General features: G+C 71.2%; 12 protein-coding genes. 7 read left to right on the top strand and 5 right to left on the bottom strand.

What is annotated here, in order from left to right:
• Nucleotide 1 precedes the first annotated feature (1 nt).
• Complete coding sequence (locus QFW81_RS08300) at nucleotides 2–1,198, bottom strand: glycosyltransferase (protein ID WP_280578234.1); 1,197 nt, start codon at nucleotides 1,196–1,198, stop codon at nucleotides 2–4.
• 225 nt (nucleotides 1,199–1,423) lie between these two features.
• Nucleotides 1,424–1,957 (bottom strand): serine O-acetyltransferase, encoded by a 534-nt coding sequence (locus QFW81_RS08295; protein ID WP_280578233.1) that lies wholly within the window; start codon nucleotides 1,955–1,957, stop codon nucleotides 1,424–1,426.
• Between the two features lie 151 nt (nucleotides 1,958–2,108).
• On the opposite strand from QFW81_RS08295, the gene QFW81_RS08290 reads away from it, so the two are divergent.
• The 5 genes from QFW81_RS08290 (at nucleotide 2,109) to QFW81_RS08270 (ending at nucleotide 8,396) form a co-directional block, all read left to right on the top strand.
• On the top strand, nucleotides 2,109–2,852 hold the full coding sequence (locus QFW81_RS08290) for a glycosyltransferase family 2 protein (RefSeq protein ID WP_280578232.1): 744 nt from the start codon (nucleotides 2,109–2,111) through the stop codon (nucleotides 2,850–2,852).
• A gap of 254 nt (nucleotides 2,853–3,106) precedes the next feature.
• Nucleotides 3,107–4,783 carry a right-handed parallel beta-helix repeat-containing protein gene (locus tag QFW81_RS08285; RefSeq protein WP_280578231.1) on the top strand — a complete coding sequence of 559 codons (1,677 nt, stop codon included), beginning with the start codon at nucleotides 3,107–3,109 and terminating at the stop codon, nucleotides 4,781–4,783.
• A gap of 241 nt (nucleotides 4,784–5,024) precedes the next feature.
• The gene (locus QFW81_RS08280; protein WP_280578230.1) at nucleotides 5,025–6,446 is read left to right on the top strand and encodes a TIGR03013 family XrtA/PEP-CTERM system glycosyltransferase; all 1,422 of its coding nucleotides are present in this window, start codon (nucleotides 5,025–5,027) and stop codon (nucleotides 6,444–6,446) included.
• A 109-nt stretch (nucleotides 6,447–6,555) separates the two neighbouring features.
• Nucleotides 6,556–6,816: an acyl carrier protein gene (locus QFW81_RS08275; protein ID WP_280578229.1), complete on the top strand. Its 261-nt coding sequence runs from the start codon at nucleotides 6,556–6,558 to the stop codon at nucleotides 6,814–6,816.
• The gene (locus QFW81_RS08270) at nucleotides 6,813–8,396 is read left to right on the top strand and encodes a class I adenylate-forming enzyme family protein (protein ID WP_280578228.1); all 1,584 of its coding nucleotides are present in this window, start codon (nucleotides 6,813–6,815) and stop codon (nucleotides 8,394–8,396) included. Before QFW81_RS08275 ends, QFW81_RS08270 begins: the two co-directional genes overlap by 4 nt.
• A gap of 76 nt (nucleotides 8,397–8,472) precedes the next feature.
• On the opposite strand, the gene QFW81_RS08265 is transcribed toward QFW81_RS08270, so the two are convergent.
• Complete coding sequence (locus QFW81_RS08265) at nucleotides 8,473–9,219, bottom strand: J domain-containing protein (protein ID WP_280578227.1); 747 nt, start codon at nucleotides 9,217–9,219, stop codon at nucleotides 8,473–8,475.
• Nucleotides 9,220–9,250: 31 nt separating this feature from the next.
• Nucleotides 9,251–10,246, bottom strand: a complete 996-nt coding sequence (locus tag QFW81_RS08260; protein WP_280578226.1) for a polysaccharide deacetylase family protein — start codon at nucleotides 10,244–10,246, stop codon at nucleotides 9,251–9,253.
• 213 nt (nucleotides 10,247–10,459) lie between these two features.
• On the opposite strand from QFW81_RS08260, the gene QFW81_RS08255 reads away from it, so the two are divergent.
• Nucleotides 10,460–13,222 carry a right-handed parallel beta-helix repeat-containing protein gene (locus tag QFW81_RS08255; protein WP_280578225.1) on the top strand — a complete coding sequence of 921 codons (2,763 nt, stop codon included), beginning with the start codon at nucleotides 10,460–10,462 and terminating at the stop codon, nucleotides 13,220–13,222.
• Nucleotides 13,223–13,357: 135 nt separating this feature from the next.
• Here the strand turns inward: QFW81_RS08255 and QFW81_RS08250 are convergent, their stop codons facing one another.
• A complete protein-coding gene (locus tag QFW81_RS08250; protein WP_280578224.1) occupies nucleotides 13,358–14,479 on the bottom strand; it encodes a glycosyltransferase in 1,122 nt (373 codons plus the stop codon).
• Between the two features lie 232 nt (nucleotides 14,480–14,711).
• Here QFW81_RS08250 and QFW81_RS08245 point away from each other — a divergent pair, with 232 nt between their 5' ends.
• A complete protein-coding gene (locus tag QFW81_RS08245) occupies nucleotides 14,712–16,256 on the top strand; it encodes an oligosaccharide flippase family protein (protein ID WP_280578223.1) in 1,545 nt (514 codons plus the stop codon).
• The last annotated feature ends 24 nt before the right edge of the window (nucleotides 16,257–16,280 follow it).

Below are 16,280 nucleotides of genomic sequence, written 5' to 3'. Positions count from 1 at the left end.
GTCAGACGGCCGCCGATCGGGACAGCGGCGCCGGTTCGCGCGTGCGCGCGGCGGTGCGGGCGAGGAACCGTGCGATCTCCGACACGGCTTCGCGCCGATCGCGCGGACCGTCCGCAGGCTGCGCGGGCGGTGCCTCCAGCGCGTGGCCGATCGCTTCGGCCAGCGCCTGCGGCTGTTCGGGCGGGACCAGCACGCCGGCGCCGAGCGACGCGATCTCGGGAATCCCGCCGACCCGGCTGGCGACATAGGGCGTGCCGCAGGCGGAGGCCTCGAGCAGCACGTTCGGAATGCCTTCCGACCGGCTCGGCAGCACGAACAGGTCGGCCGCGCGCAGCCAGTCGGGCAGGTCCGCATGCGGGCGGGCACCGTGGAACACGACCTTGCCGGCGATACCCAGCGCCTGCGCCTGCGCTTCCAGGCGCGCACGTTCCGCGCCATCGCCGACCAGGTGCAGGCACCAGTCCGGCCGCTGCGCGTCCAGGGCCCGGCAGGCCTCCAGCAGCACGTCCACACCCTTCACCGGCAGCAGGTTGCCGATGTACAGCAGGTGGCGCCGGTCGTCGCCGAGCCCGAGGCGCTGCCTGGCCGCGGAGCGGTCGCCGGTGCGGAACAGGGTGCGGTCGACGCCGTCGAGGACGGTGGCGACGCGGTCGGGGGCCGCGCCCAGCGCGACCACGCGCGCGGCCAGGTCGGCCGAGACCGCGATCACACCGTCGGCCCCGCGCAATGCGTCGCGCGTGCCTGTGCGTCGCGCCGCGAATTCGTCCATGCGCCGCACGTCGCTGCCGTGCACCAGTACCGCCACCGGCAGGCCGTGGCGGCGGGCGAGCCTGACCGCGGCCCAGCCGTCGGGGTAGGCCCAGGTGGCCAGCACGATGTCGGGCGCGAACTCGCGCACGGCGCGATCGAACGCGCCGCGCACCGAGGCCTCGAAGAAGCGTCCGTACTGGCTGCGCAACATGCCCGGCGTGTACCAGTAGCGTGGATGTTCGACCGGAATGCCGTCGTTCGTGGTGCGCCGATCGGACGGAATGCGGGCCGCCGAACGGCGCAGCGCCCATTCGTCGCGCCAGGCCACGGGCGCGATCAGGCGCAACGCGTGGTGTTCGGCCAGGAAGCGGAAACGGTGGCGGTTGAACGCGGCGCGATGCGGCTGCAGCGGGTTCGGATACAGATTGGTCAGCGCCAGGATCTTCATGCGTTCCATCGTGTGCGCGGGGGCGTCGCGGCGACGCGCCGCCGCCCGGCGTGGGGCGACGGCCGGGCGGTGCGGCCGGGCGCCGCCTCGCTGGCCCGCACGGCCCCCCCATGCGGCCGCATGCCTCGAAGTACGGGTTTGCGCCGGCGAACCGGACAGCTCGCCGTGCAGACGCAGCGCATGCCCGTGCCGCGACGACGCCCGGAAGGGGCGCCTGCGCACCGTTCAGCGGCCGGCGTCGTCGTCCTCGCCTGGGCTGCGCTGGCGCAGCACGCGCGCGGGAATGCCGCCGACCGTCGCCCCCGCCGGCACGTCGTGCACCACCACGGCGTTGGCGCCGACCCGGCTGTGGTCGCCGAGCGTCACCGCGCCCACGATCTTGGCGCCCGCGCCGATGAACACGTGGTCGCCGATCCGCGGCGAGACGTACTTCTCCGCGCCGATCGTCACCTGGTGCTCGATGTAGACATGGGCGCCGCCGCGCACGCTGCCGTTGATCACCACGCCCTGGCTGTGGATCAGCACGAAGCAGGGGCCGAAATCCGCCCCGCGGCCGATGATGCACTGGCCGAAGAATGCATTGAGCTTGTTGAACACCATCGCCAGCGGTGCCAGTCGGTGCGCCTGCGACCACTGCATCGCCCGGTAGCAGGCCATGGCGAAGGTGCCGTCGGTCAGCAAGGTCTTGAGCAGGGTGCGCGGACGGTCGTCGCCGTAGCACCAGCGGGACTTGGCCTTGACGTCGTCGACGAACCGCATGCTCCTCCCCGCCGGCCAACGCCGGAACGCGCATCCTTCGTGGACGCAGGTCGGCATGATATCCGGACGCCGCGGCGCGCCTTTCCGGTGCGCATGCCCGCTCCGGGCGCGTTTTCGCGTTTACCGCCTCGACCAAGCAGGGGATGTCCGGATGGAACGGGTGAGCGTGGTGATGCCCGCCTACAATGCCGCGGCGACGCTGGAGGCGTCGATGCACTCCGCACTGGCGCAGACCCACGCCGGAGTCGAACTGCTGGTGGTCGACGACCGATCCACGGACGGGACTTGGGAGCTGATCCAACGCCAGGCCGAGGCCGATCCGCGCGTGGTGCCGATCCGCCAGCCGCGCAACGCGGGCGTGGCGGCGGCGCGCAATGCCGGCATCGAAGCCGCGACCGGCCACCACGTCGCCTTCCTCGACAGCGACGACACCTGGTACCCGGACAAGCTGGAGGTCCAGCTCGCGGCCATGCGCGCCGCCGGGGCGCGGGTGAGCTACACCGCCTACGAGCGGGTCGACGAGACCGGGCGGGTCCTCTCCCGGGTGCGGCCGCCGGAGCGGGCGACCTATGCCGGGATGCTCAAGGGCAACTGCATCGGCAACCTGACCGGTCTCTACGACCGCTCGCTCGGCGACCCCCGGTTCGGCGCCATGGGTCACGAGGACTACGTGTTCTGGCTGGGGCTGGTGCGCCAGGCGGGCGAGGCGGTCTGCGCGGCGCCCGAGCGCGTGCTGGCCTCGTACCTGGTCCGGTCCGGGTCGCTGTCGGCGAACAAGCTGCGTGCGGCGCGCTGGCAGTGGCGCATCTACCGCGAGAGCGAACGGCTGGGTGTGCTGCGTTCGGGCTGGTACTTCGCCCACTACGCTGCGCGGGCGGTCCGCAAGCGCGTCTGATCCGGCCCCTGGCCGGGGTGGGTCCTGCCCCCGACGGGCGCGCGCGACCCGACCCTCGTCCGCGCACCGGTGTGCGGACGGTCACATTCCAGGCGGGCGCGTGCCGCGTGAATCGGTCCGTTGGCACGGTTCGGCGCGGATGTACCATCGGTTCAGCTTTTTCGTGAGAGCCTCGCCGGGCTTCGTGGCGGGCCTGCCTGCCGCGGGCAATCAGGGGGCCACACAACGCAGTTCCGATACCCGAGGTAGCCCGCATGCCCCGCAGTACCCTGATGGCCGCGCTGGTCCTGGCGCTGGCCGCCGCACCGGCCTGGTCGGCCGAATATTTCGTCTCCACCAGCGGCAACGATTCAAGCGGCGACGGCAGTGCGTCGCGTCCCTACCGCACCGTCCAGCGTGGCCTGTCGGCCGCACGCGCCGGCGACACCGTGACCGTGCGCGCGCCGTCCGCCAACCGCACCTACAACGAATGCAACGTGCGCCTGCGCCAGCGGGTCACGCTGCGCTCGCCGTCGGGCGAGCGCGCCCTGATCCACTGCAATCCGTCCACGTCCAACTCGGTGACGATCCAGGTCGATCCGGGGGCCTCGGGCAGCCGCATCGCCAACCTCGAGATCAGCGGCGGCTTCTACTACGGGATCATGCTGCAGACCGACTGGTACCAGGGTGGTCCGTCCTCGAACACCGGCGCCTCGGACGTGGTGATGGAGGACCTGCTGATCCGCGACTCCGGTCGCGACGGGATCAAGATCACGCCCAAGTCCAACCGCGCGACCATCCGCCGGGTGGAGATCCGCAACACCGGCACCCGCGACGACGGCAATGCCGACGGCATCGACAACGTCAACGGCGACGGCATGGTGGTGGAGGACAGCTACATCCACGACACCGCGACCACCGGCCTCTACTTCAAGGGCGGCGCGCGCAACGTGGTGATCCAGCGCAACCGGATCGAGAACACCGGCGACGCCGGCATCCTGGTGGGTTTCGACACCAGTCCCGAGTTCTTCGACCTGGCGGTGAATCCGAACTACTACGAAGCCATCGGCGGCATCGTGCGCAACAACGTGGTGCGCAACACCCGCTACGCCGGCATCGGCCTGTATGCGTCCAAAGACACGGTTGTGGCCAACAACACCATCGTCAATACGGCCACCGGTGCGCATTCGGCGATCTACTTCGGCGTCACCTTCCAGGACTACGATCCGGCGGCCAAGCGGCCGGCGAACGTCAATCCGAAGATCGTCAACAACCTCGTCATCCAGGCCAACAACCGCTGCGTGGAGATTCGTCATTCGAGCGAGCTCGGCGGGCTGTCGGGCCTCAGCGGCTCTCCGGGCACCAACTGGAACGGCTACGGCAACGGCTGCGTGTTCCGCGACAGCCGCCCGGGCAGCGGCTTCAGCCAGGGCAGCCTGTCGCAGTGGCGCAACGCGCTCAACGTCGACGCCAACAGCAAGCAGGCGGCGTATTCGGTGGATGCGAACGGCCGCCTGCCGGCCAACAGCCCGGCGACCGACGCCGGCACCACCATCGCGCAGGTGACCGACGACATCGACCGCCAGGCGCGCAGCGCGCCCTACGACCTGGGCGCGGACGAAGTCGCCTCGGCGCCGCCGCCGACCCGCATCCGGCGCAGCGGAAGCCAGCCGCTGGGCGTCGGTGGCGCGTCGGCCAACGGAGCGTCGCCCGCCGCCGCGTCGCCGCAGCCGGTCGCGGCGATCCGGTCCACGTCCAGTGCGGCCCCGGCGTCCCCGGTTGCGGCCGTGCCGTCGTCAGTCGCGGCTCCGGTCGCGGATCGGACGCTCCATTCGCCAATCGCCTCCGCATCCCCGGTGCGCGTCGCGCCGCCCGCCCTGATGCTGTGGGCGCGCCTGCAGAGCTGGCTGCATCGCGGCGCCACCGCGGCGTCGCGCGAGGTCCAGCGCTGATCCGCTGACCCCGGCACCGGCACCGGCACCGGCACCGGCAGGGCGTCGGTGCCCTGGCGCGGCCGGTACCCCGCACGGGTCGGCGGCCGCACCGCGTCCTGTCCTGCCCCCGGCGGGAAATGCGTTGAATCAGGCGACCACGACTCGGCACGGCCGGCGTGGTCGTTCGATCGCAACGGCATCAGGGGGCTTGGACCATGTACGCATTGCATCGTGGGCATGTGGCGGCGCAGCCGCCCGTGTGTCGCCCGCGCGGGTGGGCATCGTGATCGGCGCATTCGCGGGCCGGGCCAACCGCACCATCCGCGTGGTCTGGCTGCTGGAGCTCTCGGTCCTGCTGCTCGCGGTGACCGTGGCGGTGTGGCTGCGCTTCATCGACGACCCCGCCAGCCGCGGCCTGTTCATCGACACGGCGCCGGTGCGGTCGCTGCTGGTGGCCGTGTTCGTCACCGGCGCGATGGCCGCGTTCGGCCTGTACCAGCCGCACGTGCGCCACAACCGCATCGACCTGATGCTGCGGATCGGGCTGGGCTTCGCCTTCGGCGGCGTCGGCCTGCTGGTCCTGTACTACGCGTTGCCCTCGACCTACATCGGCCGCGGCGTGCTGGCACTCTCTCTGCTGATCGGCTTCGTGCTGATCTGTTTCCTGCGGCTGCTGGTCTACGGCCTGTTCGGGATGGAGGCGTTCAAGCGCCGCATCCTGATCCTCGGCGCCGGCAGCAATGCCGACCTGATCAACCGCCGCCTGCGTCGCCGCAGCGACCGCAAGGCCTTCACCGTGGTCGGCTTCATCCCGATCGACGGCCAGGCGCAGGTGGTCTCCCAGGATCTGCTGGTTCCGCTGCAGGGGCGCACGCTGCGCGAGCTTGCGCTCGAGCTGCACGCGCACGAGATCGTGGTGGCGCCGGACGAACGCCGCGGCGGGCTGCCGATGGACCAGATCCTGCAGTGCGCGCAGATGGGCGTGGCGATCGTCGATCTGCCGGCGTTCTTCGAGCGCGAGGCCGGCCTGATCAAGCTCGAGATCGCCGACCCGTCCACCCTGGTGTTCTCCGGAGGTTTCGACCACTCGTTCCCGCGCCGGCTCAGCAAGCGCGCCTTCGACATCGCCGCTGCGCTGGTGCTGCTGCTGGTCGCCTGGCCGTTCATGCTGGTGGTGGCGCTGTGCGTGTGGGCCGAGTCCGGTTCGCCGATCCTCTACCGCCAGACCCGGGTGGGCGAGGGCGGCCGCACCTTCGACCTGACCAAGTTCCGCAGCATGCGCACCGATGCGGAGAAGGACGGCGTCGCGCGCTGGGCCAGCACCAACGACGATCGCACCACGCGGGTGGGCCGCTTCATCCGCGCCACCCGGCTGGACGAGCTGCCGCAGCTGTTCAACGTGCTCGCCGGCGACATGAGCTTCGTCGGACCACGCCCCGAGCGGCCGCAGTTCGTCGACCAGCTCAACGAGGAAATCCGCTACTACAACGTGCGGCACTCGGTGAAGCCGGGCCTGACCGGCTGGGCGCAGCTGCGCTATCCCTACGGCGCCTCGGTCAACGACGCCCGCGAGAAGCTGAAGTTCGACCTGTTCTACGTCAAGAACCACGGCCTGTTCTTCGATTTCATGATCCTGCTGCAGACCGTCGAGGTCGTGCTGTTCAGGCGCGGCGCGCGCTGAGCGCCGTCGCGGTTCCGTCCACCGCCGCAATCTGTTCCAATCCGACCGCGGCGACCCCGCCGCGGGCGTGCCCGGCACGCCTTCCCGTTCCCACGACCCAGACACCCGCATGGCATCCACGCAACAGACCGTCCGCGACTTCATCGCCACCACCTTTCCCAGCGACGGCGGCGAGCCGCCCGGGGAAATGGACCTGCTGGAAGCCGGCATCATCGATTCGATCGGCGTGCTGACGCTGGTGACCTGGCTCGAGGAAACCTTCGGCTTCGTCGTCGACGACGAGGACGTGGTGCCCGAGAACCTCGGCAGCATCGCAGGCATCACCGCCTACGCGGAGCGCAAGCAGCGCGAGGCCGGGACCCTGGCATGAACCGCTACGAGCACCACCTCACCCTCGCGGCGCGGCGTCGTCCGGGGCATGCGGCGATCGTCCAGGCCGGCGCCCGCACCAGCTATGCCGAACTCGATGCCGCCGCCGACCGCTTCGCCGACGGCCTGGTCGAGCACGCCGGCTTCGCCAACGGCGATCGCTGCGTGGTGTTCCTGGACAACCGGGTCGAGACCGCGGTGGCGATCTTCGGCACCCTGCGTGCCGGCGGCGTGTTCAGCGTGGTCAATGCCACAACCAAGACCGACAAGCTCGCCTTCGTGCTCAACAACTGCGAGGCTGCGGTGCTGTTCACCCAGGCCAGCCTGGCGCCGGTCGCGCTCGCCGCCGCCGCGCAGGCGCCCAGCGTGCGCCGCGTGGTGGTCGTGGACGCGCTGCCCGGAGACGCCGGCGGCGTCGCGCTGGCGTACGCGGACTTCACCACGGTCGCTTCACCGGGCTGCGCGTCGGCGCGTCCGGCGGGCGTGGACATCGACCTGGCGATGCTGGTCTACACCTCGGGATCCACCGGCAATCCCAAGGGCGTCATGATGACGCACAAGAACATCGAGCACGCCGCCGCCTCGATCACCACCTACCTCGAGTCGCACGAGGACGACGTGGTGCTGAGCGTGCTGCCGCTGTCGTTCGACTACGGCCTGTACCAGCTCCTGATGTGCGTGAAGATGGGCGCCACGCTGGTGCTGGAGAAATCCTTCGCGTTCCCGCAGAAGGTGCTGCCGCTGCTGGCCTCGGAGAAGGTCACCGGCTTCCCGCTGGTGCCCACGATGGCCGCGCTGATCGTGCAGATCGGGAACTTCGACCCGGCGTGGGCGCAGGGCGTGCGCTACATCACCAACACCGCGGCCGCGCTGCCGCCGGCGCACATCCTCAGGCTGCAGGAGATCTTCCCGAACGCGAAGGTGTTCTCGATGTACGGGATGACCGAATCCAAGCGCTGCACCTGGCTGCCGCCGGACCAGCTCGCGAAGCGCCCCGACAGCGTCGGCATCGCGATCCCGGGCACCGAGGTCTGGGTGGCCGACGACGAGGGCCGGCCGCTGCCGCGGGACACCGTGGGCGAACTGGTGGTGCGCGGCGGGCATGTGATGCAGGGCTACTGGCGCAACGAGGAGGCGACCGCGAAGGCGCTGCGTCCCGGACGCTATCCCTGGGAGAAGGTGCTGCATACCGGCGACCTGTTCCGCATGGATGCCGAGGGCTTCCTGTATTTCGTCGGGCGCAAGGACGACATCCTCAAGTCGCGCGGCGAGAAGGTCAGCCCGAAGGAGGTCGAGAACGTGCTCTACGCGCTGGCCGGCATCCGCGAGGCCGCGCTGGTGGGCGTGCCCGATCCGATCATGGGGCATGCGCTGAAGGCGATCGTGGTCAGCGACCGCGAGGACCTCGACGCGCGCGCCATCCTCGCCCACTGCCGCGCGCACCTGGAGGAATTCATGATCCCGCGCACGGTGGAGTTCCGCGACGCGCTGCCCAAGACCAATACCGGCAAGATCCGCCGCAGCGTGCTGCAGGCCGAAGCCGAGGGCCGCCCGGCGCCGGACGAGGAAGCCGCGGCCTGAGTCATGGCGGTGGCGTGCCTGCGCACGCGCGTCTGGCGCAGGTTCCAGGCGGTCCGCGGTCGCCGACGACCGGGGCTCAGCCGCGCCGCAGCATCGCGGGGTCGAGCTCGGTGCAGCCGCGCGGGGTGTCGTCGGTCGCCGGCGCGTCGGGATGCATCGGCGCGTGGCCCAGCGGCTTGAGCGGCGAGCTGTACCAGTCCACGACCTCCCGGCAGGCCAGGCGCACCCAGGACGGGCCGTAGTGCCACAGGCGTCCGTCCTCCGCGGTGTCGGTCGGCGCGCCGAGCGCGTCGAGTGCGTCGCGTGCCGGCATGCCGATCTCGAGCATCGCCTGCGGCGCCGTCACGGCCACCGTCGCCGTCGGACGCGCGTCGAATCGCGCCTGCGTGCGCACCGGGGCGTCGGCGGTGGCCGGATCGCTGCCGGCAAACTGCATGCCCACGACCAGGACCGCCAGTGCGGCCAGCGTGACGCTCAGCCAGCGCCGGGCCCGTTGCGGTGGCCGCGGGCCCGGCATCGTCCGGGCGTCGATGTCACCGTCGAGCTCGACCGGCGGTGCCTCCGGCACGGGCGAGGGCGCGCGCGGTACCGTCACCACGGGCGCGCCGGGAAAACGGCCGTGCACGTGGAAGAATTCCAGCGCCGCGGCATAGCCGAGGTTGAGTGATTTCAGCGCTTCCTCGCCGCCGGCGCCTTCCTGGCTGCGGTCGGGATGCAGCTCCGAGACGCGGCGCCGGTACGCGCGCTTGAACGCATCCGGCGAGCACGCCGGATCGATGCCCAGTTCGCGATACAGGGCGATGAAGTCGGTCTGCGGGGTCATCGCCTGCGCTTCGGCCACCGGAAGGCTGCCCTCATGCCGGATCGACCCGGGCGAACAGCCGCGGCAGCCACAGCATCGCCGCCAGGTCGGGCAGGGCGACGTCGCGTTCGATCGCCATGCGCGGCGTGTCGAACCGCGGCGAGGCTGCGCTCGCGTGACCGCCGTAGTACGAGAACGCACGCCGCACGCCGGCCGCTTCCAGGCAGGCGCGGGTGTCGGCGTCGAATGCCCACTGGCTGCCTACCGGATAGGCGAAGTACTCCATCGGGCGCCCGGTCTCGGCGCGGATGCGCGCCGCGCAGCCTTCGACCTCCTCGCACTGGCGTTCCACCGGCAGGCGCGACAGCACCGGGTGGTCGACCGTATGGCCGCCGATGGTCATGCCGGCCGCGCCCATTTCGCGGATCATGTCCCAGTCCATCCACAGTCCGTCGACGCGATCGGGCGTGGCCAGGTCCGTGGCCTCGCGCAAGCGGTCCATCAGCTGCGCCGACTCGGTGGCCTGCAGCGACTTGTACGCGCACAGGATCGCGTGGATCGCATCTTCGTGCGCATCGGCCAGCACCAGCGGCTCGGGCAGCCACGGGCGCAGGTCCAGCCGCGCCTGCCCGGTGGAGCGCACCCGCCAGGCGATCTCGTCCCACCACGGCAGGCGCGGATGGTCGATGAAGCCGGTGGCGATGAAGAAGGTCGCCGGCACGCCGTGCGCGCGCAGGATCGGGAAGGCCGCCCGGTAGTTGTCGATGTAGCCGTCGTCGAAGGTGACCAGCACGTGGCGTCCGCGACGGCCTGCGACGGTATCGATGTCGCCGGGCGAGATCACGTCGCAATGGCGCGCCAGGCACCCGACCTGGGCATCGAAGGCGGCTTCGTCCGCGCTCCACAGCTCCCGGTCGTAGGGCGAATCGCGCCCGTCGCCGATGCGGTGGTAGTTGAGGATCAGGATCCCCTCGGGCGGCAGCAGCGCCGCGAGCAGCCGGTCCAGGCCGGTGCGCGACAGGATCCTGGCGGCGATGCGCTTTTTCACGTCCTTCAGCTCCAATCCCCCGCGGATCCCGGGCCACGTTGCGCCCGGGCTTTCGCGCCTTCCCGGACAGGGTTACGCAGAAAGCGGAACCAGGCGGCCGCGTGGCCGCACGGACGTGCAAACCGCGTTTCCGAAGGCATCCACCCAATCACCGGTGTCGGGTCGCTCGCGGGCGCCGGCCCGCTCCAGACGAGGCAGGAGTACGCGCGCCGCATGGCCGGACACAGCATCAGGGGACTTTGCGGGTTCGCGCTGGCGCTCGCGCTGCTCGCGGCCGGGCCGGTCGCGGCGAGGACGTGGCACGTCTCCGGCGCCGGAGACGACGTGCGCGGGGACGGCTCGGCCGAGCGGCCGTTCCGCACCGTCATGCGCGTGCTCGACACGTCCAGCGGCACCGCTGGCGAAGGCGACGTGATCGAACTGGACGGGCGCGCCGGCCGCAACCGCTACGACGAATGCGACGTGCGCCTGCGCACCCGGCTGACGCTGCGATCCGGGCCGGAGGGGCGTGCCCACATCCACTGCGACCCGAAGACGCCCGACTCGGTTGTGGTGCAGATCGATCCGGACGCCTCCGGCAGCGTGCTGTCGAACCTGGAGATCAGCGGCGGCTTCTACTACGGCGTGATGCTGCAGACCAACTGGTACCAAGACGGCCCGGACACCGACATCGGCGCCTCCGACGTGGTGCTGGAAGACCTGCTGATCCGCGACACCGGACGCGACGGGATCAAGATCACGCCCCGGTCGCGACGCGCGACCATCCGCCGGGTCGAGATCCACGGCACCGGGCGCCGCGACGCGGAGAACGCCGACGGCATCGACAACGTCAACGGCGACGGCATGGTGGTGGAGGACAGCTACATCCACGACGTCGCCACCACCGGGCTGTACTTCAAGGGCGGCGCGCGCGACGTGGTGGTCCAGCGCAACCGGATCGAGAACACCGGCGACGCCGGTATCCTCGCAGGCTTCGACACCAGCGTGGGATTCTTCGACCTCGCCGCCAATCCCGGCTACCACGAGGCGATTCGCGGCATCGTGCGCAACAACGTGGTGCGCAATACGCGCTACGCCGGCATCGGCCTGTACGCCACCCTGGACACCGTGGTCGCGCACAACACGATCATCGACGCCGCGCGCGACGGCCAGTCGGCGCTGTTCTTCGGGATCGTGTTCCAGGACTGGTACGGCGAGGCGGGGCGGCCGCCCAACACCAATGTCTCGATGCTCAACAACCTGGTGGTGCAGGACGGCGGCCACTGCGTGGAGATCCGCTGGTCGCCGGAGCTCGGCGGCCTGTCCGCGCTCAGGGGGACGCCGCGGATCGACTTCAACGGCTACCCCCAGGGCGGACGCCCGTGCCGCTTCGTCGATCAGCGCCCGGATTCCCCGCTGGCGATGGCGGTCACCGGATTCGACGGCTGGCGACGCGGCATGGGCGTGGACGCGCACAGCGTGCAGGCGCACTTCCTGGTCGACGCCAGCGGGCGGCCGCTCGCCGGCAGTGCCGCACTGGCGGCCGCCACGCGACTGCCGGACGTGTCCGAGGACATCGTCGGCGATCCGCGCCCGGACAGCGCGCCGACGATCGGCGCCTTCGAGCAGCCCGCGTCCGGCGCGGCGATCGGCGCGCTCGAGGCGCGCCGCCCGCCGGGCACGCCGACCACCGGCGACGGGCTGCGCGAGGTCGCGGGGGATACCGCGGTCGTCGCACGTTCCGGACTTGCCCGCCTGCAACATGCCTGGCCCCGCGCCGCCAACTGGATGACACCGATGACTCTGCTGTTGCTGGCCCTGGGCCTGCTGGGACTCGCCGCGCTCGCCTTCGCCTGGTGGATGGCCCGCCGGCGCAACCTCACCGGATGGCTGCTGGCGTGGATGCGCCAGGACTGGCGCGCGCCGGTGCCGGCCGGCACCACGCGCCACCTGATGTTCTGCTTCGTCGACCATTACGAGCCGGCGTGGGGCAAGCCCGACCTGGCGAAGGAGCGTGCGCGCGTGGCGCGCTGGCACCGCGACCTGCCCGTGCTGTGCGCGAACCATCGCGACGCCGACGGCCGGCCCCCGGTGCACTCGTTCTTCTACCCCGAAGAGGAGTACCGCGAGGAACACCTCGACGCGCTGGTCGAGCTGTGCCGGCAGGGGCTGGGCGAGATCGAGATCCACCTGCACCACGACAACGACACCGAGGCCAACCTGCGCGCGACCCTGACCCGGTTCACCGAGCTGCTGGCCACGCGCCACGACGCGCTGCCGCGCGACCCGGCCACCGGACAGCCGCGCTGGGCCTTCATCCACGGCAACTGGGCGCTGGACAACAGCCACCCGCATGGTCGCCACTGCGGCGTGGACAACGAACTGATCGTGCTCCGCGAGACCGGCTGCTACGCCGACTTCACCCTGCCGTCGGCGCCCGATCCGTGCCAGACCCGCGCGGTGAACCGAATCTACTACGCCAAGGACGATCCGGCGCGGCCGAAGTCGCACGACACCGGCCCGCGGGTGAAGGCCGGGGGCGGGACCGACGGCGACCTGATGATCATCCAGGGTCCGCTCGGCTTCCGCTGGAAGAACCGCAAGTGGGGGCTGCTGCCGCGGATCGAGAACTCCGACATCCGCGCGGTCGCCCCGGCCACCCCGGACCGCATCGATGCCTGGGTCGAGACCGGGATCCATGTCGAGGGCCGCCCGGAATGGATCTTCGTCAAGATCCACACCCATGGGGCCGAGGACGAGGACATGGACGCACTGCTCGGCCAGGCGATGGACCAGGCGCATACGTATCTCGAGACGCGCTACAACGACGGTCGCGACTGGAAGCTGCACTACGTGAGCGCGCGCGAGGCCTACAACATCGCCAAGGCCGCCGAGGCCGGGCTGAGGGGCGATCCGGGCCAGTACCGGGACCACGTCATCCCGCGTCCCGGTTACGGCGTCCAGGCTGCGGAGCAGCGGCGCGCCGCGACGGGCTGACCCGGCGGACGCCCCGGCGCGCTCCTTCGCCGGGGGGCGTCATGTGCGGCCATGGAATTGGCCCCGAGTGCGACATCGGCGGGCGATGCTGCGGCCTGGTCCTGCCCCGGCCGGACCCGGCCTGGCGCCGCGCCGTCAGCCGGCGAGCGCGTCGCCGTACAGCCGCTCGTAGCGCGTCGCCATCGCCTCGACCGACGCGTGCGCGGCGACCCACGCACGCGCGGCGTCGCCGAGCCGGCGGCGCTCGCCGGCATCGGCCAGCAGCGCCAGCAGCACGGCGCGGAACGCGTCGCCATCGTCGTCCGGAAACAGGCGCCCGGTGTCGCCGTCGCGGACGATCTCGGGATTGCCCCCGACCGCCGAGGCGACGACCGCGACTCCGGCCGCACAGGCTTCGAGCAGCGCGATCGACAGCCCCTCGGTGCGCGAGGGCAACGCGAATACGTCGAATGCGGGCAGCAGGGTCGACACGTCGTCGCGCGCCCCGGTGAACAGGATCCGGTCGGCGACACCCAGCGACGCGGCCTGCGCGCGCAGCGCGGTCTCTTCCGGTCCGTCGCCGACCAGCACCACGCGCAGGTCGGGCTGCGCCACGGCCAGGGCCGGCACGGACGCGATCAGCAGCCGGTGGTGCTTGAGCGCGACCAGGCGCCCGACGCAGCCGATCAGCGGCACCGACGCGGGAATCCCGAGCCGCTCGCGGGCGGCCATGCGCGCGCGTTCATCGTGGCCGAAGCGCTGCACCGGAATCCCGTTGAGCACCGTCACCGCCCTGGCGTCGGACACGGTGCCGTCGTCGACGAAGCGCCGGCGCACCTGTTCGCCGACCATCGCCACGCGCGCGGTGCGCGCCAGCGACCAGCGGTACAGCAGGCGCAGGCGGCGGTTGTCCAGGCGCGTCCCCATGTTGTGGCAGGTGTTGACCAGCCGCTTGCCGCGCAGGCCGAGCAGGGCGGTCGCGGCGTAGTAGTTGGGGACGAAGTTGTGGCTGTGGACGACCTGCGCGCCGGCCGTGGCCCGGCGCAGCATGCGCAGCACGCGCAGGTCGAGGGTGCTGCGCTTGCCGGCGACCAGCACCGGCACGCCCGCGGCCTCGAGGCCATCGCGGAAGCCGGCGGTTTCGCAGATGCTGAACACGCGCACGTCGTGCCCCCGCGCGCGCTGTTCGATCGCCAGGTCCGCGACCACGCGCTCGAGCCCGCCGTAGTCGAGCGAGTTGACGACATGCAGGATGCCGCGGGGAGTCGTCTGGTCCATGGGCCGGGCGTGGGAAGTGGGACATCGCGGACGCCGCGCGCGCAGGCGCGGGTACGTCGCAGGGTACGGGCGCGAAGGCGGCCGGAACATACCACGGCAAGCGCGGGGCCGGCCGGACACGCCGCCGCCCGTGGATGGCCGTTCCGCGTCCCGATTGCCGTTGTTTCCCAAGAGCCGCGGTCGCGGGCGCGTTGCGCCACCGGGGGGCTGATCCATCCATTCAGGGCGCTTCATGAGCCAGCAGTTCAGTGGTGCCGCGGCGATCCGTGCCGCGGTGATGATCATGGGCTCGACCTACGTCACCTACGGGGTCGGCCTGCTGGTCAGCATCATCATCGCGCGTCACCTGGGGCCGGCCGACTTCGGGCGCTACTCCTACGTGGTGTGGATGGCCGGCATGCTGCTGGCGGTCGGCAACAACGGCATCAGCTCCACCGCGATCCGCTTCGTGTCCGAATCGCTGGGCCGCAAGTCGCCGGAGTCCGCGCGTCGCGTGCACGGCTGGCTGCTGCGGCGGCAGGTCGCCTGCCTGGCGCTGGTGGCGGTGGTGTTCACGCTGGGCAGCCGCTGGCTGGCGCCGGACGGCTGGGAAAACTCGCTGGCGGCGTTCGTGGCGGTGGCGCTGGTCGCCGGCCTGGCGAAGGCGGTGTACATCTTCGACGCGTCGGTGGCCAAGGGCTACGGTCGTTTCGACGTGGAGGCGCGGGCCACGGTCACGATGAGCTTGGCCAACATCGCCTTCGTGCTGGTGCTGGTGGCGATGGGCGCGCCGCTGCTGGCGTACCTGGTTGCGTTCGCGCTGGTGAGCATCGGCTACGCGCTGGTCTCGCGCGTGATGCTGCGCCGGGGCGGCATGGTCGTCGAGGGCGAAGATCCGGACCCGGCGATGGCGTCGCGGGTGCGCAGCCACCTGGCGTGGACGGTGCTGCTGGTGCTCGCTTACACGTTCAGCAACAAGTCGATCGAGACCTACCTGCTCAACGCGACCGTGGGCCCGGCGGAGGTCGGCTTCTTCGCCATCGCGGCCGCGCTCAGTCGCGGCGGCGTGGACCTGCTGGCGTCCGGCCTGATGACCGTGATGATGCCGATCATGGGGCACGCGTTCGGCGAGGGCGGGATCGATCGCGCCAACACGATCATGAGCAACTCGCTGCGCTACTGCTTCTTCCTGGGGCTGATGCTGGTCGGCGTGGGGCTGCTGCTGTCGCGTCCGGGCGTGACCCTGATGTACGGCGAGCGCTACGGCGAGGTGGTGCTGCCGCTGCGGGTGATGATCCTGGTCGGGGGCCTGACGCTCGGCGAGGCCGCGTTCAACGCGCTGCTGTCGACCACCGACAACCAGCGCATGCGGGTGGTGTTCGCGTGCCTGTCGCTGGGCATCGCCGCCGCATTCGCCTTCGCGCTGGTGCCGACCTGGGGGCTGCTGGGCGCGGTCGCCTCGTACGCGATCTCGCGGCTGCTGGTGTTCGCGCTGGTCGCGGTGGGCATCACCCGGATGATGCGCCTGCGCCTGCCGGTACGCGAGTTCATGCGCCTGGCCGGCTGTGCGGCGCTTTCGGGCCTGCTGGCCTACGGTCTGGTGCTGGCGCTGCCCGGGATCTGGACCGAACTGGTTGCCGGCTTCGTGTTCGCGCTGCTGTTCCTGTCGAGCACGGTGATGTTCAACGCCTGGCGCGCGTCCGATGTCGGTCACCTGGTCGAATTCCTGGAGCGGTATCCCTTTGTCCACGGACGCGTGTCCGGTTTCCTGCAGCGCTGGGCGCTGAGGCTGCAGTGAGCGCGAGGCGGACTGCGGCGCACA

Origin of the sequence: Luteimonas kalidii, from assembly GCF_029887935.1 — a bacterium.
In the GTDB taxonomy this organism is placed as follows: domain Bacteria; phylum Pseudomonadota; class Gammaproteobacteria; order Xanthomonadales; family Xanthomonadaceae; genus Luteimonas; species Luteimonas kalidii.
This window is presented reverse-complemented; position numbering and strand designations above follow the sequence as displayed.